Annotated in this window: 19 protein-coding genes; 2 read left to right on the forward strand and 17 right to left on the reverse strand. The window is 45.7% G+C overall.

Annotation, left to right across the window (positions count from 1 at the left end; all coding sequences use genetic code 11):
* Window positions 1-13: 13 nt before the first annotated feature.
* The 3 genes from BK026_RS13050 to ubiG all read right to left on the reverse strand — a co-directional run bounded on the left by BK026_RS13050 (window position 14) and on the right by ubiG (window position 2976).
* On the reverse strand, window positions 14-1000 hold the full coding sequence (locus tag BK026_RS13050) for a lipase secretion chaperone (protein WP_071816212.1): 987 nt from the start codon (window positions 998-1000) through the stop codon (window positions 14-16).
* Window positions 1000-1974 (reverse strand): triacylglycerol lipase, encoded by a 975-nt coding sequence (locus BK026_RS13055; RefSeq protein WP_071816213.1) that lies wholly within the window; start codon window positions 1972-1974, stop codon window positions 1000-1002. Before BK026_RS13055 ends, BK026_RS13050 begins: the two co-directional genes overlap by 1 nt.
* A gap of 249 nt (window positions 1975-2223) precedes the next feature.
* Window positions 2224-2976 (reverse strand): bifunctional 2-polyprenyl-6-hydroxyphenol methylase/3-demethylubiquinol 3-O-methyltransferase UbiG, encoded by a 753-nt coding sequence (gene ubiG / locus BK026_RS13060; RefSeq protein ID WP_071816214.1) that lies wholly within the window; start codon window positions 2974-2976, stop codon window positions 2224-2226.
* Between the two features lie 167 nt (window positions 2977-3143).
* Here ubiG and BK026_RS13065 point away from each other — a divergent pair, with 167 nt between their 5' ends.
* Window positions 3144-3503: a DUF2237 family protein gene (locus BK026_RS13065; protein WP_083575088.1), complete on the forward strand. Its 360-nt coding sequence runs from the start codon at window positions 3144-3146 to the stop codon at window positions 3501-3503.
* Window positions 3504-3704: 201 nt separating this feature from the next.
* Here BK026_RS13065 and BK026_RS13070 read toward each other — a convergent pair whose 3' ends face one another.
* From BK026_RS13070 to BK026_RS13135, 14 genes are all read right to left on the reverse strand, one after another.
* Window positions 3705-5135, reverse strand: coding sequence for an aldehyde dehydrogenase family protein (locus BK026_RS13070; protein WP_071816216.1), 1431 nt, complete (start codon window positions 5133-5135; stop codon window positions 3705-3707).
* A 31-nt stretch (window positions 5136-5166) separates the two neighbouring features.
* Window positions 5167-6807 (reverse strand): acetolactate synthase large subunit, encoded by a 1641-nt coding sequence (locus tag BK026_RS13075; RefSeq protein ID WP_071816217.1) that lies wholly within the window; start codon window positions 6805-6807, stop codon window positions 5167-5169.
* Window positions 6808-6963: 156 nt separating this feature from the next.
* Window positions 6964-7371 (reverse strand): DUF4112 domain-containing protein, encoded by a 408-nt coding sequence (locus BK026_RS13080; RefSeq protein WP_071816218.1) that lies wholly within the window; start codon window positions 7369-7371, stop codon window positions 6964-6966.
* A 118-nt stretch (window positions 7372-7489) separates the two neighbouring features.
* A complete protein-coding gene (hemH, locus tag BK026_RS13085; protein WP_071816219.1) occupies window positions 7490-8569 on the reverse strand; it encodes a ferrochelatase in 1080 nt (359 codons plus the stop codon).
* Window positions 8570-8780: 211 nt separating this feature from the next.
* Window positions 8781-10358 carry an AbgT family transporter gene (locus BK026_RS13090; RefSeq protein ID WP_071817645.1) on the reverse strand — a complete coding sequence of 526 codons (1578 nt, stop codon included), beginning with the start codon at window positions 10356-10358 and terminating at the stop codon, window positions 8781-8783.
* Window positions 10359-10672: 314 nt separating this feature from the next.
* The gene (hflC, locus tag BK026_RS13095) at window positions 10673-11554 is read right to left on the reverse strand and encodes a protease modulator HflC (RefSeq protein WP_071816220.1); all 882 of its coding nucleotides are present in this window, start codon (window positions 11552-11554) and stop codon (window positions 10673-10675) included.
* Between the two features lie 3 nt (window positions 11555-11557).
* On the reverse strand, window positions 11558-12709 hold the full coding sequence (gene hflK, locus BK026_RS13100) for an FtsH protease activity modulator HflK (protein ID WP_071816221.1): 1152 nt from the start codon (window positions 12707-12709) through the stop codon (window positions 11558-11560).
* Between the two features lie 67 nt (window positions 12710-12776).
* A complete protein-coding gene (hflX, locus tag BK026_RS13105; RefSeq protein ID WP_071816222.1) occupies window positions 12777-14066 on the reverse strand; it encodes a ribosome rescue GTPase HflX in 1290 nt (429 codons plus the stop codon).
* A gap of 17 nt (window positions 14067-14083) precedes the next feature.
* Entirely contained in the window at window positions 14084-14332 is a 249-nt protein-coding gene (hfq, locus tag BK026_RS13110) for an RNA chaperone Hfq (protein ID WP_071816223.1), read from the reverse strand.
* A 78-nt stretch (window positions 14333-14410) separates the two neighbouring features.
* The gene (miaA, locus tag BK026_RS13115) at window positions 14411-15304 is read right to left on the reverse strand and encodes a tRNA (adenosine(37)-N6)-dimethylallyltransferase MiaA (protein ID WP_256253938.1); all 894 of its coding nucleotides are present in this window, start codon (window positions 15302-15304) and stop codon (window positions 14411-14413) included.
* Between the two features lie 43 nt (window positions 15305-15347).
* Entirely contained in the window at window positions 15348-17174 is a 1827-nt protein-coding gene (gene mutL / locus BK026_RS13120; protein WP_071816225.1) for a DNA mismatch repair endonuclease MutL, read from the reverse strand.
* Between the two features lie 142 nt (window positions 17175-17316).
* On the reverse strand, window positions 17317-18666 hold the full coding sequence (locus BK026_RS13125; protein ID WP_071816226.1) for an N-acetylmuramoyl-L-alanine amidase: 1350 nt from the start codon (window positions 18664-18666) through the stop codon (window positions 17317-17319).
* Between the two features lie 85 nt (window positions 18667-18751).
* Window positions 18752-19234, reverse strand: a complete 483-nt coding sequence (gene tsaE / locus BK026_RS13130; protein ID WP_071817646.1) for a tRNA (adenosine(37)-N6)-threonylcarbamoyltransferase complex ATPase subunit type 1 TsaE — start codon at window positions 19232-19234, stop codon at window positions 18752-18754.
* 69 nt (window positions 19235-19303) lie between these two features.
* Window positions 19304-20803 carry an NAD(P)H-hydrate dehydratase gene (locus BK026_RS13135; protein WP_071816227.1) on the reverse strand — a complete coding sequence of 500 codons (1500 nt, stop codon included), beginning with the start codon at window positions 20801-20803 and terminating at the stop codon, window positions 19304-19306.
* Between the two features lie 6 nt (window positions 20804-20809).
* Here BK026_RS13135 and queG point away from each other — a divergent pair, with 6 nt between their 5' ends.
* A complete protein-coding gene (gene queG / locus BK026_RS13140; protein ID WP_071816228.1) occupies window positions 20810-21952 on the forward strand; it encodes a tRNA epoxyqueuosine(34) reductase QueG in 1143 nt (380 codons plus the stop codon).
* Window positions 21953-22004: the final 52 nt, after the last annotated feature.

The following is a 22004-nucleotide window of genomic DNA, read 5'->3' on the forward strand; positions in this document are numbered from 1 at the left end:
CCCTTGAAATAAATTAGGAACCTGTGATGACTTTAAGACGCTTTATTTCATTATCGGTGAAGTGTACAGACTGATATTCCCGTAGCGCGCTTTCTAACTCACTAGCCGCAATCGCCTGCTTCGATAATTTGTCGCGATACTTTTCATAGTCAGCAATCTTGCTTTCCCAATGAGCCTGCTTTTCCCAAGTTGTAGCAAAACGGTCTGCGATTTCACTACCAAACTCTGCCGCCACAGCATTGTATCTGTCGTTAACATTCGTGTAGCTACGCTTTATTTCGTTAATGCGATGCATGTTCAATGTTGGCTGAAAAACGTCGCGCTCGGCTTGATTACCTGTTTCTAGTGACTCAATAATAAGCGCTTTTCTTTCATCCCTGGATAGCGTACTTTCCTGAGCAAGTTGTAAACGCGCTAGCGCCGCTTCGTCCACCTGCGCTTCTTGGCTAAATAGGTAATGGTACTCAGTGTCGTTGAAGTAAGTGCGTCTTATCCCTTCGCGCTCGTCAAGCTTATAAGACACGTCTTGCAAGCTATGGCTAGCCAAGTCGACCTCTACTTCGATTGAAGAAAGCGCCACTTTATAATCTACGTAACGAACAAATAGATCAGTCGCCACTGCCTGCGTACCCGGCGTGAAAACAGCGCTTGCATGGGTTGAATAAGCAAGCTTAACCCCGTGTGGTTCCTCTGTGGTACGCATAAATATAAAGCGATCGAAGCTATCTTTGGTTGAGTAATCAAGCTTGAACGGGATAAGCCCTTTACCCGCGGTAGTAGGCTCATTTTGCAACTGTCCTTTGATTACTGAACGTTCATGATGAAGATGACTTTTTTCATGCGCTTTTTCACTAGCATTCTCAGGAATGTCTGCCAATGAATTTTGATTAAGGGTTGCTGTTTTAAAGAAAGATTGAACATAAAAAATTGCGGCCAATACCAAGAGGGCCAGAAGCCCTCCTAATATTGGATAGACACGGCGCTTTTTACGCGTCGCCACTATAGACCCAATCTTTTTAAACGATTCGCCTGACGGACAAAAACGTCAACGGGGTCAGTCTCAAACCAGTGCGTAATTCCAAAACTCTGGTTCACTTCATCTAGGTGATTCATTTTATAATTGTCTTTTAGCACCTTACCAAGATGGGAACTACACGTTGAGACTAAACCATCATTTGGCTCTTTAAATGCAGTGCCAGTAATGGCAAGAAACGGGTCAACTACGTCAAGAGCGTTAGTATAGGTTCTGCCGCCACTCCACGAAAAATAGTATACGCCGTTTTCAGCTAGCATCTTTCCGTCATTACGACAGTAAGCCGTAGGCATGCCTTCTGGGTATTTCTTATTGAAAGCTACTGAGCCTTCGGTCGACAATGAATTCAGTGCTGCAACTGAATCTGTCGGCTTGTCTCTCGGATCAGATCCAGATGCTATCTCGATAAGGTTTGCAAACGCATTTACCACCGTACCTGTGGCTTTTTCTCCTAACGAGTCTTCAGCAAGGGCATCGCGTAGTTCGTCGGCCACTTTGCTACCCCAGTTGACCCCAGCAACCGAGCTTACTGATGCTACTTTGTCAGGAGCGACGCTTGCTGCATATCGTGCTGTGGGGCCGCCATGGCTGTGTCCGATAAGGTTAACCTTTTCAGCACCCGATAAGGCGAGTACCTCATCGATGTACTCCAGTAATTGCTCGCCTCGCACTTCTGTTGAGTTTGCTGGTGAAACCTCAGCAATGTATACAACAGCACCGTTACGGGTAAGTTTGTGTGGAACTTTGTAGAAATAATCGACAAATAGTATATCTTCAAAGCCGAAAAGGCCGTGCACCAATACTATTGGGTGATTCGTTTTTGCATATGTACCTGCGAAGGCTTGTCCTGCTCCTCCAACAAATACACTCATGCCTGCAAACATTGCAAGCAGGGAAACAATGAGAGCATTCCTTGCTCTTTTATTTTTGGATTTTCTCATCGTGTGTGTGCCCCATAATTATGACATTGTGGTCTGTGGTCAGACCTTTGTTATAATAATGTAAAACATATGTAAAGATCAACCTTACTGTTGAAACTTTAATAATGCCAATGAGTAAATATAGATAAAAAGTTTGTAGAGCTGCTCGCTATTAATCATTTAATTCAAGAAGATAGGTTTTTCCTGATGGTATATTTCCCCACACCATTTACGCCTAAAATATAGGGGATAACTAATATTTATAGTCGTCTATTTCTTTTTGGAATATGCTTGAATGAAGTTTACCGCAAGGCTTGAAGTGGTTAGCCACATTCCCTTAAACGGGTTGAGCTTCATACCTATTTGGTGCTTCAGCGTAAAATCATCTCCGACCCACCTTTCTAATTCACTTGGCTTTACAAATTTTTGCCAATCATGGGTTCCCACAGGTAAGTAACGCATTACGTATTCAGCGCCTAAAATAGCAATAACATAGCTTTTTAGCGTTCTATTTAACGTTGCCAAAATCAGTAAACCACCAGGCTTTACTAAACTGGCACATTCTTGAATAAGCTGCTGCTGGTCGGGAACATGCTCCACTACTTCAGCATTGATCACGACATCATACTGTAAACCTTCTTCTACTATCTCACTGGAAAGCATATGCCGGTAGGTAACCTCAACGCCATTTTTTTGCGCATGACGTTTTGCCACTTCCACGCTCACCGCGCTGGCGTCTATACCCGTCACCTGCGCTCCCAATCTAGCCAGCGGTTCACTAATAAGTCCGCCCCCGCTGCCAATATCAATAATAGACAACGCGGAATAGTCGGGGGGTAAGTTCCCTTTGCCAAAGTGACTCTCTATTTGTGTTTTTATCACATCCAGCCGCGCACGGTTAAATTCAAGGGCTGTTTTGTATTTTCCTTTCGGGTCCCACCAAGACTCAGCTAACGCATCAAAACGCGAAATCTCTTGTTCAGAAAAGTTATTTCCGCCAGTTTTTTTACTTTTATCTAGCACGATATTTTACCTTTAAACGTATTTAGTTGAGTGCTTTACAGTTGACCCTTATTACAGAGGGTCTTAAGGTGAACATAGGTACGGTTTTAACACCTGTCCGCATGCTATCTAGCTATTGAAAATAGGTATACCTTTAAAAATATACGTTGTAAGAGAGGGTTCTGATTTTGGCGAACGCAAAAAATGTTTATGGTCGTCCGCTCCAGCTGTGTTGTGGAAATACTGGGTTTACTCGAGAAGGTTTTTGTTATGTACCCGATGCTGATGTCGGTAATCACAGCGTGTGCGCGGTTGTCACCGACGAATTTCTTCAATTCTCGTTACGTCAAGGCAATGATCTTATTACACCGTGGCCGAGCATGTCATTTCCAGGGCTACTGGCTGGTGACAGATGGTGTCTGTGTGCAGCTCGCTGGCTACAGGCTTACGAGGCAGGTGTAGCGCCGAAAGTACGCTTAGAAGCCACGCATGAAAAAGCGCTAGACATCATTCCCCTTTCACTACTAGAAGAATATGCCGCAGATTAAGCGAGCGCTTTAATACCTAATATCTTCAACATGGTTAGTTGATAAAACTAGAAAAGTATAAATTGGAGACGAAAAGGCATGCTGTTAAGCATGCCTTTTCAATAAGCTCATAAGTGAGCAAATACTGCCGCTTGGCCCTCAGATGTGTTTATATGCAGCGTTGAGGGCACCCATATTGATAAGGCAACACATCACCGTCATTTACTGAGGCGTACGAATAACCATAAGTCGAGTTTCAGACATATCCTCTATCGCGTAGCGAATACCTTCGCGCCCCAGACCTGAGTCTTTAACGCCACCATAGGGCATGTTGTCGACCCGCCAGCTAGGTACATCTCCGATCACCACACCGCCAACCTCAAGCACATCCCATGCTTTGTGGGCTTTGTATATGTCGCGAGTAAACACGCCAGCTTGTAGCCCATATCGGCTGTTGTTCACCTCATTAAGTGCTTCGTCATAATCATCAAACGGTACTAGGATAGACAATGGCCCAAAAGCTTCCTCGGCACTGGCATCGCAATCTTTCGGTACATTTTCCATTACCGTAGCCTCAAGCATAGCACCGTCACGGGTACCACCACACAAAATGGTTGCCCCTTTTTCTTTTGCCTCTTTAATCCAGCTATAAAGGCGCTCTGCTTCACCTTCTGAGATCATAGGGCCAATAAAAGTATCTTCGTTTGAAGGGTCACCAGAAACAAGCGCCTTTACTCTTTCTACATAGCGCGACTTGAATTCTTCGTATATTTTGCTGTGCACCAGTAGTCGCTGAACGCTAATACAGCTTTGACCTGATTGATAGTAAGCTCCAATTATTACACGGTCGATGGCGTCTTCAATATCGGCATCTTCGTCAATTACACATGCAGCATTACCGCCAAGCTCTAATACCACTGGCTTCTTTCCGGCCTTAGCTTTAAGCGCCCAGCCAACATCAGGTGAACCCGTAAAGCTAAGCAGCTTTAGTCTTTCATCGGTGGTAAATAAATCAGCGCCATCACGGCTACACGGCAAAATTGAAAACGCGCCTTTAGGCAAATCAGTTTCCGCCAATACTTCACCGATAATAAGTGCACCAATAGGCGTACGCGAAGCAGGCTTGAGCACGAAGGTGCAACCCGCAGCAATGGCAGGCGCCACTTTGTGCGCCGCTAGGTTAAGAGGAAAGTTAAACGGCGATATAAATGAACACGGACCTATGGGGACCTTCTTGGTCATGCCCTGATAGCCTTTGGCTCTTGCCGATATCTCTAAGTTCACCACCTCGCCATTAATGCGAACGGATTCTTCAGCTGCTATTTTAAAGGTGTCGATAAGCCGGCTAACTTCACCCTTTGCATCTTTAATTGGCTTTCCAGCCTCAATACAAAGCGCTTGAGCCAACTCATCGGCCCTTTCAGTAAAGCGTTTTACACAGTGCTCTAACACCGCTTGCCTTTCATACGGGGCCATAGCTGCCATCGCAGGCTGGGCTTTTTCTGCGGCGGCAATGGCCTTATCGATGGTATCCGCATCTGCCAGTGCAACCTTAGTTGCCACTTCTTGGGTATATTTGTTTGTCACTTTTAAGTCGGTATTCGCGTATTTTGGCTCGCTCGCTAAATAATAGGGATAGCTATCCTTTAACATTGTTCACTCCTTACCTGTGTATTACGCTGGCTTAAAGCTTGGCGCTTAACGCTTTAATCGTTTGATTAAGCGTTTTGTCATTCATACTGTAATCAACTGGACAATCGATAATATGCACGCCTTTTGTGTTCAAACACTTATCCACCATGTGAATGAGCACGTCAGCATCATCAACTCTCCACCCTTGCGCACCATAACTTTGTGCGTATTTAACAAAGTTGGGATTACCGTAATCTAAGCCAAACTCGTCAAACTGCATGTTTGCTTGCTTCCACTTAATCATTCCGTACGCATCATCACGCAAGATGATCACCACAAGGTCTAGCTTTAGCCTGACAGCGGTCTCGATTTCTTGGCTGTTCATCATAAAGCCGCCGTCACCACAAACGCTTAATACGGGCACGTCTGGCTTAACAAGCTTTGCAGCGATAGCTGAGGGTAGGCCTGCTCCCATTGAAGCTAGTGCATTATCTAATAGCAGTGTATTGGGGTGATAAGCAGGGTAGTTTCTCGCAAACCAAATTTTATAAACGCCGTTGTCTAGGGTCACGATACCATTGTCTGGCATTACCTTTCGAATATCCCGAACCAAACGTTCCGGTAAAATGGGGAATCGGTTGTCATCTTCTGCTTCTGCACGGTGCTCAACATAGGCTTGATGAACGTCCTTGTAAAAATCTAGCGTCCAGTTATCCTGCGGTGTAATGCCTTCTTTTATTTGCCAAATACTGTTGGCAATGTCGCCAACGACTTCAAGCTGTGGGAAATAAACCGGGTCGACAGCTGCGGCATCAAAGTTAACGTGAATAACTTTTTTGTCGTTGTGATGCATAAAAAACGGTGGTTTTTCTACTACATCATGGCCAACGTTAATAATAAGGTCAGCCCGTTCTATAGCTCGGTGAACAAAGTCGCCGTCAGATAACGCCGTATTTCCGGCAAAGCGGGGGTCACTTTCATTCAGCACGCCCTTACCCATTTGAGTAGTGACAAATGGAATACAGGTTTTATCAACAAATTCCCTAAGCATTTTGGCAGTGAGCTTTCTATTGGCGCCTGCGCCAATCAACAACAAGGGTGACTGAGCTTCTTCAATCATGGTGATAGCCGAGGAAATAGCTTTGTACTCAGCAATAGGCCTGCGCGTCTTGCTTGGTGTTAAAAGCTGCGCACTGGTTTGCTCAGCCGCAATATCCTCTGGTAACTCTATGTGCACTGCGCCAGGGCGTTCTTCTGACGCCAAGCGAAAGGCCTCTCGAACGGTAGAGGGAATTCGGTCTCCACTCACTATCTGATTGGTGAATTTGGTGATGGGACGCATCATATCCACGATATCGATAACTTGGAAACGGCCTTGCTTGCTGGTTTTGATTGGCTTTTGCCCCGTAATCATAAGCATGGGCATTGCACCTAGCTGAGCGTAGGCAGCAGGAGTCACTAAGTTAGTAGCGCCAGGCCCTAAGGTGGACAGACAAACGCCTACTTTCCCCGTTAGCCTGCCATAGGTGGCGGCCATAAAACCGGCCCCTTGTTCATGGCGAGTGAGGACCAACTTAATGGATGACTCACGCAATGACTCTAATAAATCGAGGTTTTCTTCGCCGGGAATACCAAACACGTATTCCACACCTTCAGCTTCTAACGCTTTCACAAATAAGTCGGACGCTTTCATGTACTGCACGCTCCTTGTAAAGAGGTATTTCTATGTATTTAGACTGATTGCTACGACTTCAGCATAAAAAACGATTGGTATTTTATGACTTACTTAAGTTACAGGGACGGTTTTATGAATGCCAACTTTTATTGACGGATGGGTAGCAGTGGGCGCCTAGCTATTTTCCCGCTCCCACTGTGCTAGTTTAGCCTGTGTAGCAGCGTCAACGTTCGCTTTATTTTCTGTTATCCACCAGCGTTCCATAATGCGGACATTTTTTTGATTCGCTTTGTAAAAGACGTCGACAATATCACCAACAAAGGGAATAAAACCTAATCCAAAATCGATGGCAGAGTTTTTCACCATTTGCGCAACAAGGGCTTTCGGCATGCCCAACGATTTTCCAAGCCAAACGATGCGTAGTGAAACAAATAACATAAGGGCGTCACCTGCCCCAGGGATAAGCCCGACAATAGAGTCTAGACCTATCCTAATTGGAATAAGGGGGAGCTTAACCGCGGTGTCGAGCAAATTCGCCAGCTTTTGCGCTTTTAGTAATGCCTTTGGTGCTTTAACGTCCACGTTGTTATCTCCCTTTATCTAATTGCTCAAAACCCTTTAGCAGAGTGAACACTCAATCTAATAATATGCCTATTGCTTTGGCCCTTTACAAAAGCGTGGGATGCAGCAGCCTCGGCAGCTACTTTTCTGCGCCGAGCGCTCTTGCGAGTCCTGCACGCAAACCGTTGTCCGATTCTACCGTCCAACCATGTAAATTTTCTTGCACTATGTCAAACAACACATCAATGTGTTCTTTATCACTGTTTAATGCCGCGATGTATTCATAGCGTTCCCCCCCCGCTTCCATGAAGTATTCACGATTCTCTTCACCAATTTCTTCAATGGTTTCCAAGCAGTCGGCTGAAAAACCAGGACACATAACCTGAATCGATTTAACACCTTTTTCAGGCAATGATTTCAGTGTTTCATCCGTATACGGCTTCAACCATTCTTCTCGACCAAAGCGGGATTGGAAGGTTGTCATGTATTCGTCGTGAGAAAGCCCAAGTTTCTCTGCGAGTAGCCGCGATGTTTTATGGCATTCACAGTGATAAGGGTCGCCGTTCATCAAGTAGCGCTTCGGAATACCGTGGTAAGACAAAACAAGTTTATCTGCGCGGCCATGTTCTTCCCAATGGGCTTTTACTTTGTTGGCAAGCGCAGTAATAAAGTTGTCGCGGTCGTGATAATGATTAACGAAACGAAGTTCAGGAAGCCAGCGACGCGAGGTAAAATCTTTTGCGATAGCATCGAAGGTAGAGCCAGTTGTCGACGCGCTGTACTGCGGATAAAGCGGAAGTACTACAAGCTTGCGCACGCCTTTTGCCAACATGGTATCAATGGTGTCGCTTATCGCTGGCTTTCCGTAGCGCATAGCAAAATCAACAATGACATCATCGCCGTATTGGGCTTTACAGCGCTGTGCGATTGCCGAAGCTTGCGCTTTAGTTATTGCCATAAGCGGTGAACCTTCTTCGGTCCACACAGTAGAATACGCCTCTGCTGAGCGCTTGGGGCGAAAGTTTAGAATGATACCGTTTAATACAAACCACCATATTGCTTTTGGTACTTCCACTACGCGGGGGTCTGAAAGAAACTCTTTTAAGTAAGGACGTAGCGCCTGCTTTGTTGGCGCTTCTGGCGTACCTAAATTCGTTACCAGCACACCAATTTTATCTGATTGCCCGTGAGTAAAGCCTTTATTTGGTTTGTAATTCATTTATTCATCGTCCGAGAAGTACTGCGCTATATCCGTATTATACTGAATTACCTTAGATTATGATCTGCCATAACGCCAAAAAAGTGCGATTGCACTAATAGATTTTAGGCATTAAAAAAGCGGAATACATTCAAGAATACAACTCCAGAACATAAACCGCTTTTTTAGTTGCCATCGAATGAGTCGAATGGCAACGAGCCATGTTGATTATTTACGGCTGATAATACGTGGCTGCACCAGGTCCTACCGGCATGCCGAGCAGAAAGACCCATATGTAGAACAACACAGTCCAACCCACAATAAAGACCATAGAATAAGGTAGCATCATGGCGATGAGTGTCCCCATCCCTAAGTCTTTTTTATATCTAGCAGCCATTGCCAAGATAAGTCCAAAGTAACTCATCATAGGTGCAATAACGTTTGTGACTGAGTCGCCAATTCGATAGGCTGCTTGAATAACTTCTGGCGCGTAGCCAATGAGCATAAGCATGGGGACAAAAATGGGTGCTGTTACAGCCCACTGCGCAGATGCACTTCCCAATGAAAGGTTTACTATGCCACACATTAAAATAAACAGGATAAACACGGCTGGGCCATCTAATCCTGCCGCTTGCAATAGTGCAGCACCTTTAACGGCTAATACTGTGCCTAAGTTCGTCCATTTGAAAAACGCAACAAATTGCGCGGCAAAGAATACCAGCGTTATATAAAGCCCCATCGCTCCCATGCTTTTAGACATGGCATCAATGACGTCTTTGTCGTTTTTCATTGACTTAGTCACTTTACCGTAAACAAAACCTGGAATAGCAAAAGTAATAAAAATGAAAGCAACAATCCCTTTGAGAAACGGAGAGCCAGCCACTTCGCCTGTTTCTGGGTGACGCAAAATACCGTTTTCTGGCACAACTGTCAGCGCTAGTATCGCGCAAACAACAACAAAAGATACGCCGGCCCAGCGCAAACCTTTCTTCTCCAGATCGGTTGGTGCATCCATTGACTGCTTGCCTAAATCCACCGAAGCATCAGCCGGATCGAACTTCCCAAGTCTAGGCTCGACCACTTTTTCCGTAACGACGGCGCCCATTGTTGCTACCACAAAGGTACTAATAAACATAAAGTACCAGTTCACCTCTGGGCCTACCATATAGTCAGGGTCAATCATGTGCGCTGCGGCTTCTGTAATACCCGACAACAGTGGGTCGACAGTTCCAAGCAGTAGGTTGGCACTATAGCCAGCCGATACTCCAGCAAACGCAGCTGCCAACCCCGCTAACGGGTGGCGACCTAGCGAATGGAAAATCATGGCTGCCAGCGGAATAAGCACCACATAGCCCAGTTCCGAGGCTGTGTTTGATATAATTCCTGCAAAAACGATCGCAAAGGTAACAGCGCGCTTAGACGCATTCATCACCAATGCGCGCATTGCCGCCGATAAAAGGCCTGAATGTTCTGCTACTGACACACCAAGAAGCGCGACAAGTACGGTTCCAAGCGGGGCGAAACCGGTAAAGTTTGTTACCAAACCTGTCACTATTCGCTGCAACCCTTCAGCACTCATTAACGATATGACTTCGATCATGCCGTCTTCTTCACGCCCTTTCGCGCCGACAGGGCGAGGATCAGCAACTGCGATGTCGAAGTACCCTAATATGCCGCTTAACACTACGATAAAGAGTGAGAGCAGAGCAAATAAGGTTACGGGGTGAGGAAGAAGATTCCCTAACCATTCTACGGTTGTAAGAAACCGAGAGAATAACCCGCCTTGCCCGCTACTGTTGTTCGCGGACATTTTATTGGTATTTTCCGTTGTCAAAATGTTCCCTCTGTCGTTTTTAAACGCCTACTACATCAAAGCTTCCGCTGGGAGGGCATCAGCTATGTACTTTTTCGTGGCGTGTTTTAGTTGTAATCAGGCCGTATTTTACCCGATTTAGTGAATTTTTGGCAGTAAAAGGGATAAATGAAGCAATAATGCGTGTACACATGGCCTGGTGTAATGTCCGAGGACACCCTACATAGAATATTTCGTAGTTGCGCGACAGGTCAGCAATAAAAAACCAGCCTGTTTAGGCTGGTTTTTGAGTAGCTTCATGGCAAAAGCAATTATTTGCCGCTTGACTGATTCATATATTTGAAAAAATCACTGTCTGGCGCAATAACCATTACATCCTGCTTACTGTTAAAGCTTTGTCTGTATGCATCCATACTGCGTAAGAAGCTATAAAAGTCTGCGTTTTGAGAGTAAGCATCAGCGTAAATTTGTGCAGCAATCGCGTCACCTTCACCTCTAAGTTGACGTGCGTTTCGTTCTGCATCGGCGAGCATTACTGTCACCTTCGCATCAATGTTTGCCTTGATGACTTCAGCTTGCTCCTGACCTTCCGAACGGTGTTCACGAGCAACGGCAGCACGTTCAGCGCGCATGCGCTGGAAAATCGAGTTGCTCACTTCCGTGGGTAGGTTAATTTGCTTCACGCGTACGTCAACAATTTCGATACCTAGCTCGTCAGACGACGTTGACGCCTGCTCCATTGCTTGGTTCATCAGTGCTGAACGCTCTCCAGAAACGATTTGTGCAATAGTACGTGTACCAAACTCAGAGCGAAGACCATTATTCACTTTCTGCTTAAGAAGTGCCTCTGCTTGCAGCTTGTTACCACCTGTTGAAAGGTAGTAGCGTGCAAAATCTTCAATTCGCCACTTTACATATGAATCGACAATAAGGTCTTTCTTTTCGCTGGTAACAAAACGGTCAGGTGTACCATCAAGCGTCTGGATACGCGCATCTAAGTGACGTACTGAGTCGATAAATGGAAGCTTAAAGTGTAAACCTGGTTCAAACACTTTGGTATCACCAGTGGTATCTTCACGCTGAACTTTACCAAACTGGATTACGATTGCTCGCTCACCTTCTTTAACCACAAAAAGGGCGCCCGAAGCAAGTAATACAAGCAGTACAAACGCGGCAATTAGCAAGTTCTTCATTTCTTATCTCCCCTCTCTATAGCTGTCACCGCGTAAGCCTGACGACGGCGAAGTATTGCGACTGCGACCAGCTGAGTCTGTAACAGGAGCCTGTAGACCTTCTAGTGTGTTACGCGAACGAGTAGAAGACGTTGATTGTTGTCTTTCCATTATTTTATCAAGCGGGAGGTACATCATATTATTTCCGCCTTTACTGTCCACCATGATTTTACTGGTGTTACCTAGCACTTCTTCCATAGTCTCAAGGTATATCCGCTCACGCGTGACTTTCGGCGCTTTCTCATATTGTGGTAGAAGCTCGTTAAATCTCGCAACCTCACCTTGCGCCTCTAGCGTTACTCGCTCTTTGTACGCCTGTGCTTCTTCATTCATACGGTTAACTTGTCCGCGCGCTCGAGGTTCAATCTCTCTTGCATAAGCCTCTGCTTCACGGATAAAGCGCTGTTCATCTTCCTGTGCAGCAATGGCATCATCAAAGGCGTCTTTAACCTGCTCCGGTGGGCGGGCATCGCGGAAGTTCATATCAATAATTGACACCCCCATATTGTAAGGTTCAATGATTGCTTGAAGCTCTTCCCACACTCGCTGACGCGTCACTTCACGACCGTCAGTTAATACATCGTCCATCGTTGAATGACCAACAACATAGCGGATAGCGCTATCTAGAGATTGGCTTAAACTCTGCTCAGGGCTCTCTACTGCGAAGGTCCATCGGTAAGGGTCAACTACGCGGAACTGCATTTCCATCTGGACACTTACTACGTTTTCATCTTCAGTAAGCATTGAACCAGAAGAAGACTGATCACGAATAGACTGAACATCAACCGGAATTACCGTGTCAATAAACGTTGGCGCCCATCGTAAACCTGGCTCTACTTGCTGATGGTATTCGCCAAAACGCAATACCACGCCTCGCTCGGCCTCGCGGATGGTATAAAAGCCGCTGATGAACCAAATTACTACAAGTAAACCAACGAGAATACCAGCACCGATACCGCCCAAGCTTTTGCCCGAACCACCGCCGTTGCCGCCTGACTTCCCAAACTTACCAAATAAGTTTTTAAACACATCGTCTAAATCTGGGGGACCTTGATCTTTCCCACCGCGATTTTTCCACGGGTCGTTATTATTGCCACCCGGCTCATTCCAAGCCATGCTGATACTCCGTAATTACTGTTATATTTTTTAAAAATTCGTAGGCACTGTTGATGAAAGTTATCAACTAATGTCGCACAACATACTCTGATATTCCGTTTTCCAAACGCTTTTCAAGCCTATTCCAGTCGGCAGCGGGCATTCTTACATCAACCACCCAGTCTCCCTGACTGTCGTATTCTTCACTAGAAATACAGTTTAGCTCGTACAACACGCCGCGCAATCGACTTTGAGCAGGCGGAATTTTCAACGTGTAATTCACCATACTTTTACCTAAGCATTCGGTTAAAGCTTGGCTTAACAATTCCGTTCCTTCGCCTGTTTGTGCAGATAACCACACCCTAACAGGCACGCCTTCATCGTTTCTTTCTATACGCGGTTGAACGTCGTCTAGTTTATCAATCTTATTACAGATTAGTAATTGTTGAATGTCGCCTGCTTCAATTTCTTCAAGAACATCGTTTACTTCGTCCATAGTTTCACGATATTTTGCATCAGCAATATCAACAACATGAAGCAACAAGTCTGCTTCTTGCGTTTCTTGAAGCGTTGCTTTAAATGCGGCGACGAGATCATGAGGAAGGTGGCGAATAAATCCGACGGTATCGGCCAAAATTGCAGGGCCAACGTCCTTTAACTCAATTTTGCGCAGCGTTGGGTCTAACGTAGCAAATAGCTGATCAGCAGCGTAAACGTGAGAGTCAGTAATTGTGTTAAACAGCGTCGATTTACCCGCGTTTGTATAGCCAACTAAGGATACCGTAGGAATTTCAGCGCGTTTACGCGAGCGACGTCCCTGCTCACGTTGCTTCTGCACTTTTTCCAGACGACGAAGAATGGCTTTTATACGCCCACGCAGTAATCGACGATCTGTTTCCAGCTGGGTCTCACCAGGCCCCCGAAGACCAATACCACCTTTCTGACGCTCAAGGTGAGTCCAGCCCCGGATCAGGCGCGTTGAAATATGCCTAAGTTGAGCAAGTTCCACCTGAAGCTTACCTTCATGCGTTCTTGCTCTTTGAGCAAAGATATCGAGTATCAACCCTGTTCTGTCTAACACTCTGCATTTACACACGGCCTCTAAATTACGCTCCTGTGAAGGAGAAAGCGCGTGGTTAAAAATAACAACATTAGCGTCGTGCGCTTTCACTGCAGCTGCTATTTCTTCTGCTTTACCAGATCCAACAAAAAACTTAGCATGTGGCGCACTGCGAGAGGTCGTTATAACCTCCACAGCGTCTACCCCCGCTGAAGACACAAGCAATTCTAATTCGCTTAAGTCCTCTTTGCTGTTTTCGTCAGAAAAATTTACATGAACAAGTACAGCCTGTTCACCGGCTTCATAACGGTCAAACAAGCGCGTTACCTTTTAATTTATTCACCTTTAGTATTTTCAGACTCTCCTGAACTGGGCATTGTGATAGCACGAGCAGGCACAACTGTTGAAATTGCGTGCTTATACACCATTTGGCTTACTGTATTTTTCAGCAGGATGACGAACTGGTCGAAAGACTCAACCTGTCCCTGTAGTTTTATTCCGTTTACCAGATAAATAGATACTGGAATACGTTCCTTACGCAAAGCGTTTAAGAATGGGTCTTGTAAAGATTGCCCTTTAGCCATTTGATATCCTTAGTTTTTATTATTCGCAGTAGCAAAAAAACTACTGCTGCACGTCTAATGTATACCACACTCATACGCTCAAAGTGTGACTTCTGCTCTAATTTTAGTCAAATTATCGTTAGCAAATGTGTCTAGCCAAGTAACTCGCTCCCAGCCGCGTAACCACGTTAACTGACGTTTCGCAAGTTGACGCGTTGCGATAATACCGCGTTCACGCATTTCAGCCTTCGACAATTGGCCATCTAAGTATTGCCACATTTGCCTGTAACCTACTGAACGAATAGACGGTAAATTTTCGTTTAAATCGTCTCGTTCATAAAGTCCCGACACTTCCTGCTCAAAGTCTTGTGCTAACATCAAGTCAAAGCGGGTAGCAATTCTTTGATGCAACACTGCTCTATCGGCCGGTGCAATAGCAAACTGCAAAAAATTGTAAGGGCAACGGGCCCCTTTTTGCTGTTGCCAGTGTGTCAAGGTTTTACCTGTACTTCGATACACTTCCAACGCGCGCGTGATACGTTGTGGGTCGTTCGGGTGAATTCTTTCACCACTTGTTGGGTCTATATTACGCAATTCGTCATGAAGCGCTGCCCACCCTACACGCTCTGCCTGCTGCGCTATTTCATTTCTTACTTTTTCATCTGACTTAGGTAGTGACGAAATTCCATTTATCAAGGCATTAAAGTACATCATTGTACCCCCTGCCAAAATTGGCAGTTTGCCTCGCGCCAGTATTTCACCAATCAAACGTTCAGTATCGTATACGAATTGCGACACTGAATAACTTTGTGATGGGTCAATGATGTCAATAAGGTGATGCACTACACCCGCTCGCTCCTCCATTGAAGGCTTCGCGGTGCCTATGTCCATACCCTTATAAACAAGGGCTGAATCAACACTAATTATTTCACCGCCAATCTGTTGTGCCAGAGAAATCGCCAGCGCAGTTTTTCCAGATGCCGTAGGCCCCATGATTGCAACCACAGGAGATGCAGTATTTATGCCACCGGACACCTTATTTCTCCCATACATTAAGCACTAATTCTAACGGGCGCACTTTACCAAATTGTTCAATAATTTCCCATTGTTTAGAGTGACTTTGGTGATCCAACCAGTACCATATAGCGCCGGCTACCTCATCATCTAAATCATGTTCCGATAAACTCATATCTTTAATTACAACATCGATGGCGTTGTGTTGTGCATTCGACTTAACGCCTAACAGGTGCTCAAACCACTTAATCCATGGCAAATGACGCGTCCCAGCAGGCACCTGCTGTAATCTGTATTTGCCTGCGGTTTTATTTATTTCAAAATGAGACGAATTCAAAAATTCGAGTATTTTCTCATCGACGTCATCACATTGTAACGCAACCGGCATCAGCAATGGTTGACTATGTTTAGCATTTAAAAATAGTTCGCCTAGCCAAATAGTTGCAAACTTTTCCAAAGGTAAAAGGTAAATAGTTTCTTTCAGGGGGTAAATCCTACAGCGCGGTGAAAGGTGACAATGTTCTATACCAACGTTGGAAGCCGTGGCATCTCTATCGCTATTACCCATAGGCGTCATGAGTGCAGAGAAGTTTGCCTGATAAGCAGCACTCGGTCCCTTCGATTGGCGCTGGGAACCGACACTGAATACGCCTGTACTAGGTTTAGAACGCGCTCCAGTTGCATCTAATGGCACAGATCTTTCTGCCACGTTGTCAGAGGGACTATCATTGTATTGTGATTTATAAGCACTAAACGACGTCGACTTTTCCTCGCTGCGTTGCTCTTGAAGTGGACGAATATAGTCGTGATTAACACCCGTTTCCAGCGACCGTAATGGCCTCTCACCAGTGTTTGTCGCTTCATTTAACGCATCGCATACTGACTTACAAATAAAATCGTGGACGAGTCTGCTCTGTTGAAACCGCACTTCATGTTTTGCCGGATGCACGTTTACGTCAACATCTTTAGGGTCAACAGTTAAATATACGACAAAGCTCGGTTGCTCAATGACACCCCAAACCGTTTCATAGGCCTGTCGAATAGCGTGCATAATAAGTTTATCGCGCATGCCCCGGCCGTTGACGAAGCTAAATTGGCAATCATTGCTGCTTCGCAGCATCAACTCGTTGCCCAACCACGCATTGATAGTTAATCCATCGTACTCTGCGCTGATATGAACCGCATTTTGCACAAATTTTTGTCCTACCACCGCACCAATACGAGTCTCAAGTTTACCCGCTTTATCAGACATATAGCGTTTGATGACTTTATGATTGTGCGATAGCACAAAGGAAACGTTAGGGTGACTCAACGCTATCCGTTTTACTACGTCTTCTATATGCTGAAATTCGGTTTTTTCTGTTCGCAGGAATTTACGTCGCGCCGGCGTATTATAAAACAGATCGGCTACATCTATGGTCGTTCCTGTCGGATGCGCTGCAGGCTTAACATTCACCGCCATTTCACGACCTTCACAGTATGCTTGCCACGCTTCATTTTGCTCAGCGGTTTTAGACGTTAACGTAAGCCTAGTGACAGAGCTAATACTTGCTAATGCCTCTCCCCGAAAACCTAATGATAAAATCTGTTCTAAATCATCAAGCGTAGTGATTTTACTTGTTGCATGGCGACTCAATGCAAGCTGAAGTTCATGCTTTGCTATCCCGCAGCCGTTATCTTTGATTTTTATTCTTTTATGGCCGCCCTTTTCAATATCAATCTCTATTTTTGACGCGCCAGCATCAAGGCTATTCTCCAATAGCTCTTTAACCACAGAAGCCGGGCGCTCAACCACCTCACCTGCGGCAATTTGGTTTGCTAATTGAGGAGACAAAAGTTGTATAGGCACAATACTACCCTGTGGAAATATTAAAATTATGAGTATAGAAATTCGTTACCCACTGAGAATTACACATTTAATGTGTGTACATTTTTCAATGGTTTGAGACAAGTTGTGCCATTTAGCAAACAACACTTTTCGTCGGATTAGTCTATGTTCTCGGAATATTTAAAACCTGGCCGACCCGCACAACATCACTGGACAAATCATTAGCAGCCTTAATGCTACTTATTTTAACGTTGTAGCGCTGCGCCAAAAGTGAAAGTGACTCGCCACTGCGGACTTTATGGGTTCGATTTTTCGCTTTTTCTGACGCCCAAAGTGTACCATCTGGAGGAACTTGCTTAAAATATCGTTTTGTCGCTTCAAACATAGCTTTAGCCAAACGCTCGCGATGCTTACCCCAATTGAGGTTTTTTTCCTCTTGCGGATTCGATATAAAACCAACCTCGACGAGAATAGAGGGTATATCGGGTGCGGTCAAAACCGCAAAGCTGGCTGCCTGAGGCTTTCTTTTGTGAAGGCTGGTTACTTGCTTTAGTTCCTCAACCACTTTGTTGCCGAGATCGTGGCTTGCAGCCATACTGTGATCCATAGAGAGCCCTAAAATTGTTTCGGTAAGATAGCGCTCGCTAGATTTATCGCTTATTACTTCAGCTGCACCACCCAGCAATTCTGAATGTCGCTCTGACTTTTCCAACCAACGGCCCAATTCTGTATCTGCTCTGCGCATTGACAGAACCCAAACTGACCCACCGCGTGGTTGAGGCTGACTAAACGCATCGGCGTGTATAGAGATTAACAAATCAGCTTTTCTTTCGCGTGCTATCTCGGGCCGTCTGTTTGGTGATACGTAATTATCTCCGCTGCGCGTCATTATTGCTCTCATGCCTAATTCAGCATTAATCATGTTCTCTAATTTTTTGGCGATACTGAGAGTAATATGTTTTTCAAATGTTCCAGACGGACCCACTGAGCCAGGATCATGCCCTCCGTGGCCGGCATCAATAGCAACGATGATGTCTCGGTCGCGGGCGCTGGAAGAATCATCAATAACGACAGTGCCGACTGATGTCGACGCTGATAACGTTGGCGACGGCTGCGGCGCGCTATCCGGTAGGTCGATCACCAACCTGTGCCCGTAAGCACCGTCGGGGGTTACTGCAAATAACGAAGGCTTTGTATTTCTATTGAGCTCAACAACTACTCTGGCAGATGATTTGTTTTTCGGTGTGGAGTAGCGCAACTTTTTAATCAAATCACCGCTGTTTTCTATACCAGAAAGCTTAGCGGTGTCGCTGGTGTTGTTGAGATCGATGACAAGCCGAAGCGGATTTTTAAGCGTAAAATAGGTGAACTCTGGCGCTGATTTCATATCGAAAACAACACGGGTATTGTCTGGCGACGGCCATATTCTCACCCCGTCGATGTTATTTTGCGCGCCGTATGCAAACTGCACCACGAAACACAATAATAATATCGAAACTACACTGCGCACCATAATTAGCCTTTGAGTTATTATTGATTTGCTCTTGTGAACTACAGAGCAACTACTTATTCGTTTTTTCTTTCATTTTGCATTTGCGCTACACGCGCTTGCATTGTTGAAGCAATTTCGCACCGTGGGCACTTTTTGCTTCCAGAGTAAACTGCCTACCCGATGGCATAATATTTATACTAATCACTAAGTCCGGGGATGCCAAGTATTCGCCCCCTTTTTCCGACCATTCAACAAGCGCAATGGCACCCGAGCCAAAATAATCGCGAATTCCCATGAACTCTAACTCTTCTGGGTCGGCTAGGCGGTAAAGGTCAAAGTGATAAATATTGACGTCGTCCAGCTCATAAGGTTCAACCAATGTATAGGTTGGACTTTTAACGCTACCTGAATGACCTAGTGATTGAATGAAATAACGGCTAAACGTCGTTTTCCCTGCACCTAAATCGCCGTTTAAATAAATAACAGCATCGGTGGGGAGTTGACTTGAAACAGCTTGCGCTAAGTCTTTGGCAAGCTGCGCGGTATCATCTACTTCATTAGCAAAAAAAGAGGTGTGCGGGTAAGACATCAACAATATTCCACAGTAATACAAAGAAACACAGTAGATGCCTGCCCGTTTAAGACAAAACCAACCTATTTAGTGGTTGATAAGCGCACGTACTGCGTCGAACAAATCACTCGCTATCATACCACGTTGACCATATAGTTGGGCAATATCATCACCTGCCTTAGCATGAAGCACTACACCATATTTTGCCGCGATATCCGTTTCTACACCTTGCGCCAGCAGTGCACCTAAAATTCCGCTCAGCACGTCACCGCTTCCAGCGGTAGCCATTCCAGGATTACCGTGACGGCAAACCCAGGTTTTCTTTTCATTGTCGATAAGCGTGCCCGCTCCTTTTAGTACACAGACTGCGTGGTATCGCTGTGAGCACTGTCTTGCGTAGTTAAAACGGTCACTTTCTACATCATCAATAGAAACACCAAGTAAACGCGCGGCCTCACCTGCGTGAGGGGTTAAAATACTGTCCGACAACGTGTAAGCGGTTGACTGCTTACACAACAAATTCAGCGCGTCGGCATCGATGACCACTGGCTTATTCTGGCTTTGACAGTGTTTCATGGTGGTTTCAAATGTGCTTTCTGCCCATTCGTCTTGCCCAAGACCCGGTCCAATGACCACACAGGTCGCCCACGCTAGTGCATCTTCTAAGTTGAAGTCGGTGACCATGAGTTCGGGTCTACCTGCACTGACCTGAACAACTGAAGATTCATGGGTATATACGCGTACCATTCCCGCACCACTTCGTAGTGCGGCTTCACTGGCTAGGCGAATAGCGCCTGCCGTTCCGCGATTACCGCCAATGCACAGCAGTCGTCCATACGTCCCTTTATGACTGTTAATCTCCCGTGGCCCCATCCCTTTAAAATGGTCAATATTCAGCATGGTCGCACTGGCTTTGGCGAGCGCTTGAAAGGCTTTACCAATACCTAAATCTGCATAAACTAATTTACCGCAAGACTGTTTACCCGCGCCGGTTACAAGCCCAGGCTTTATACCGACAAATGTCACCGTGATATCGGCCTGCACACAGCGGCCTAAGCTTTGCCCAGTGTTAGCATCAAGGCCAGAAGGAACATCGACACTTACTACAGGTGTTGATGACGCATTTACCGCATCGATTACATCGGCAAACTCGTTACGAATATAGCTATTAATACCTGTACCAAGGAGTGCATCAATTACTACGTCAGACTTCTCAAGTAGTGCAGCGTCAAAGCCATTGATACTTCCTCCGGCATCAAGCCAACGCTGCTGAGCTTTGCCTGCATCACCCTCGAGGGTACGTTCAGGCTCTACCGCGCATAAATGTACTTGCTTACCCGCAAGTTTTGCATTGATTGCCGCTATGTAGCCATCGCCCGCATTATTACCTTGGCCCACTAATACTAAATAAACATCTGAATTTGGCATTAGCTCTAAACATTGTTTGAACACCACATCACCGGCTCGTTGCATCAACGTAAACAAATCACAGCCCGAGTCAGCGGCGGCTTGCCCCTCATTTTCTCTAACCTGATCGGCCCGAAATAGTTTGTATGATAAACTTGATGTTAATTGAGTATCTAGCATGAGCAAATGTCCGAAATTAGTTCTATCGACCTTGTTGAATTGGCCAACAATATCAAGGCTTGGGGTACAGCGCTAGGCTTTCAGCAGGTTGGCATCAGCGATATTGATTTACATCAGCACGAGTCACACCTTCAGGAATGGTTAGACAATGGCTATCACGGTGACATGGCCTTTATGGAGAACCATGGGATGAAGCGTGCCCGGCCAAATGAGCTGGTACCCGGTACGTTGCGGGTGATCAGCGTTCGCATGAATTACTTACCGCCGGACGCCTCGTTTGCCAAGCATTTAAACATGCCTGAAGTAGGGTATATTAGTCGCTATGCGCTGGGCCGTGACTATCATAAAGTGTTGCGCAAACGTTTGAAGCAACTGGGTGAGAAAATTACCGCCTCTCTGGCTCATACCCAATATCGCCCCTTTGTAGACTCGGCCCCCGTGTTGGAACACGCCATTGCCGAAAAAGCCGGTATCGGTTGGACGGGGAAGCACAGCCTGACATTAAATAAAGAAGCCGGTTCTTGGTTCTTCTTAGGTGAGCTCTTTATCAATTTGCCGTTACCCGTTGATGCACCAATTGAAGAAGGCTGCGGTAGCTGCACAGCGTGTTTAACCATTTGCCCGACAAACGCCATTATCGCACCTTATAAAGTAGATGCCCGTCGCTGCATTTCCTACCTCACCATTGAGTCAGACAAAGATATTCCCGAAGATTTGCGGCCTATGATGGGTAATCGCATTTATGGTTGCGACGACTGCCAGTTGGTCTGCCCTTGGAATCGATTCGCTGATATAACCAGTGAACAAGATTTTCATCCAAGGCAGGTACTTCACGGTCAAAGCCTGAATGCACTTTTCAGCTGGTCAGAGGAAACCTTCTTACGCAACACCGAGGGGTCTCCCATTAGACGGATTGGCTTTGAGAAGTGGCAGCGAAATATTGCCGTTGCGTTAGGAAACGCCCCATATAATGAACAAAGCATTCTACTTTTAAAAGAAAGGCGAGGTTGCGTAAGTGACTTGGTGGACAGACACATTGATTGGGCGCTCAAACAGCAGCAAGAAAAACAACAGGTATCTGACGCTCAAAACAGGCAACAATCGCGACTTATTCGCGTCATTGAAAAAGGTTTACCGAGAGACGCCTAGCGCTAGTTAGCGCTCAAACCAGATATTCCGCAAGGTACATGTGGTTCAGCAG

This window comes from Alteromonas sp. V450 (assembly GCF_001885075.1).
Lineage (GTDB): Bacteria > Pseudomonadota > Gammaproteobacteria > Enterobacterales > Alteromonadaceae > Alteromonas.

Coding starts and splice junctions, on each gene's coding strand:
- hflC (WP_071816220.1), bottom strand. CDS start 11,554: ATGAAGAACTTGCTAATTGCCGCGTTTGTACTGCTTGTATTACTTGCT.
- queG (WP_071816228.1), top strand. CDS start 20,810: ATGTCCGAAATTAGTTCTATCGACCTTGTTGAATTGGCCAACAATATC.
- BK026_RS13070 (WP_071816216.1), bottom strand. CDS start 5,135: ATGTTAAAGGATAGCTATCCCTATTATTTAGCGAGCGAGCCAAAATAC.
- miaA (WP_256253938.1), bottom strand. CDS start 15,304: ATGGGGCCTACGGCATCTGGAAAAACTGCGCTGGCGATTTCTCTGGCA.
- tsaE (WP_071817646.1), bottom strand. CDS start 19,234: ATGTCTTACCCGCACACCTCTTTTTTTGCTAATGAAGTAGATGATACC.
- BK026_RS13135 (WP_071816227.1), bottom strand. CDS start 20,803: ATGCTAGATACTCAATTAACATCAAGTTTATCATACAAACTATTTCGG.
- hflK (WP_071816221.1), bottom strand. CDS start 12,709: ATGGCTTGGAATGAGCCGGGTGGCAATAATAACGACCCGTGGAAAAAT.
- BK026_RS13075 (WP_071816217.1), bottom strand. CDS start 6,807: ATGAAAGCGTCCGACTTATTTGTGAAAGCGTTAGAAGCTGAAGGTGTG.
- hfq (WP_071816223.1), bottom strand. CDS start 14,332: ATGGCTAAAGGGCAATCTTTACAAGACCCATTCTTAAACGCTTTGCGT.
- BK026_RS13055 (WP_071816213.1), bottom strand. CDS start 1,974: ATGAGAAAATCCAAAAATAAAAGAGCAAGGAATGCTCTCATTGTTTCC.
- BK026_RS13125 (WP_071816226.1), bottom strand. CDS start 18,666: ATGGTGCGCAGTGTAGTTTCGATATTATTATTGTGTTTCGTGGTGCAG.
- hemH (WP_071816219.1), bottom strand. CDS start 8,569: ATGAATTACAAACCAAATAAAGGCTTTACTCACGGGCAATCAGATAAA.
- BK026_RS13090 (WP_071817645.1), bottom strand. CDS start 10,358: ATGTCCGCGAACAACAGTAGCGGGCAAGGCGGGTTATTCTCTCGGTTT.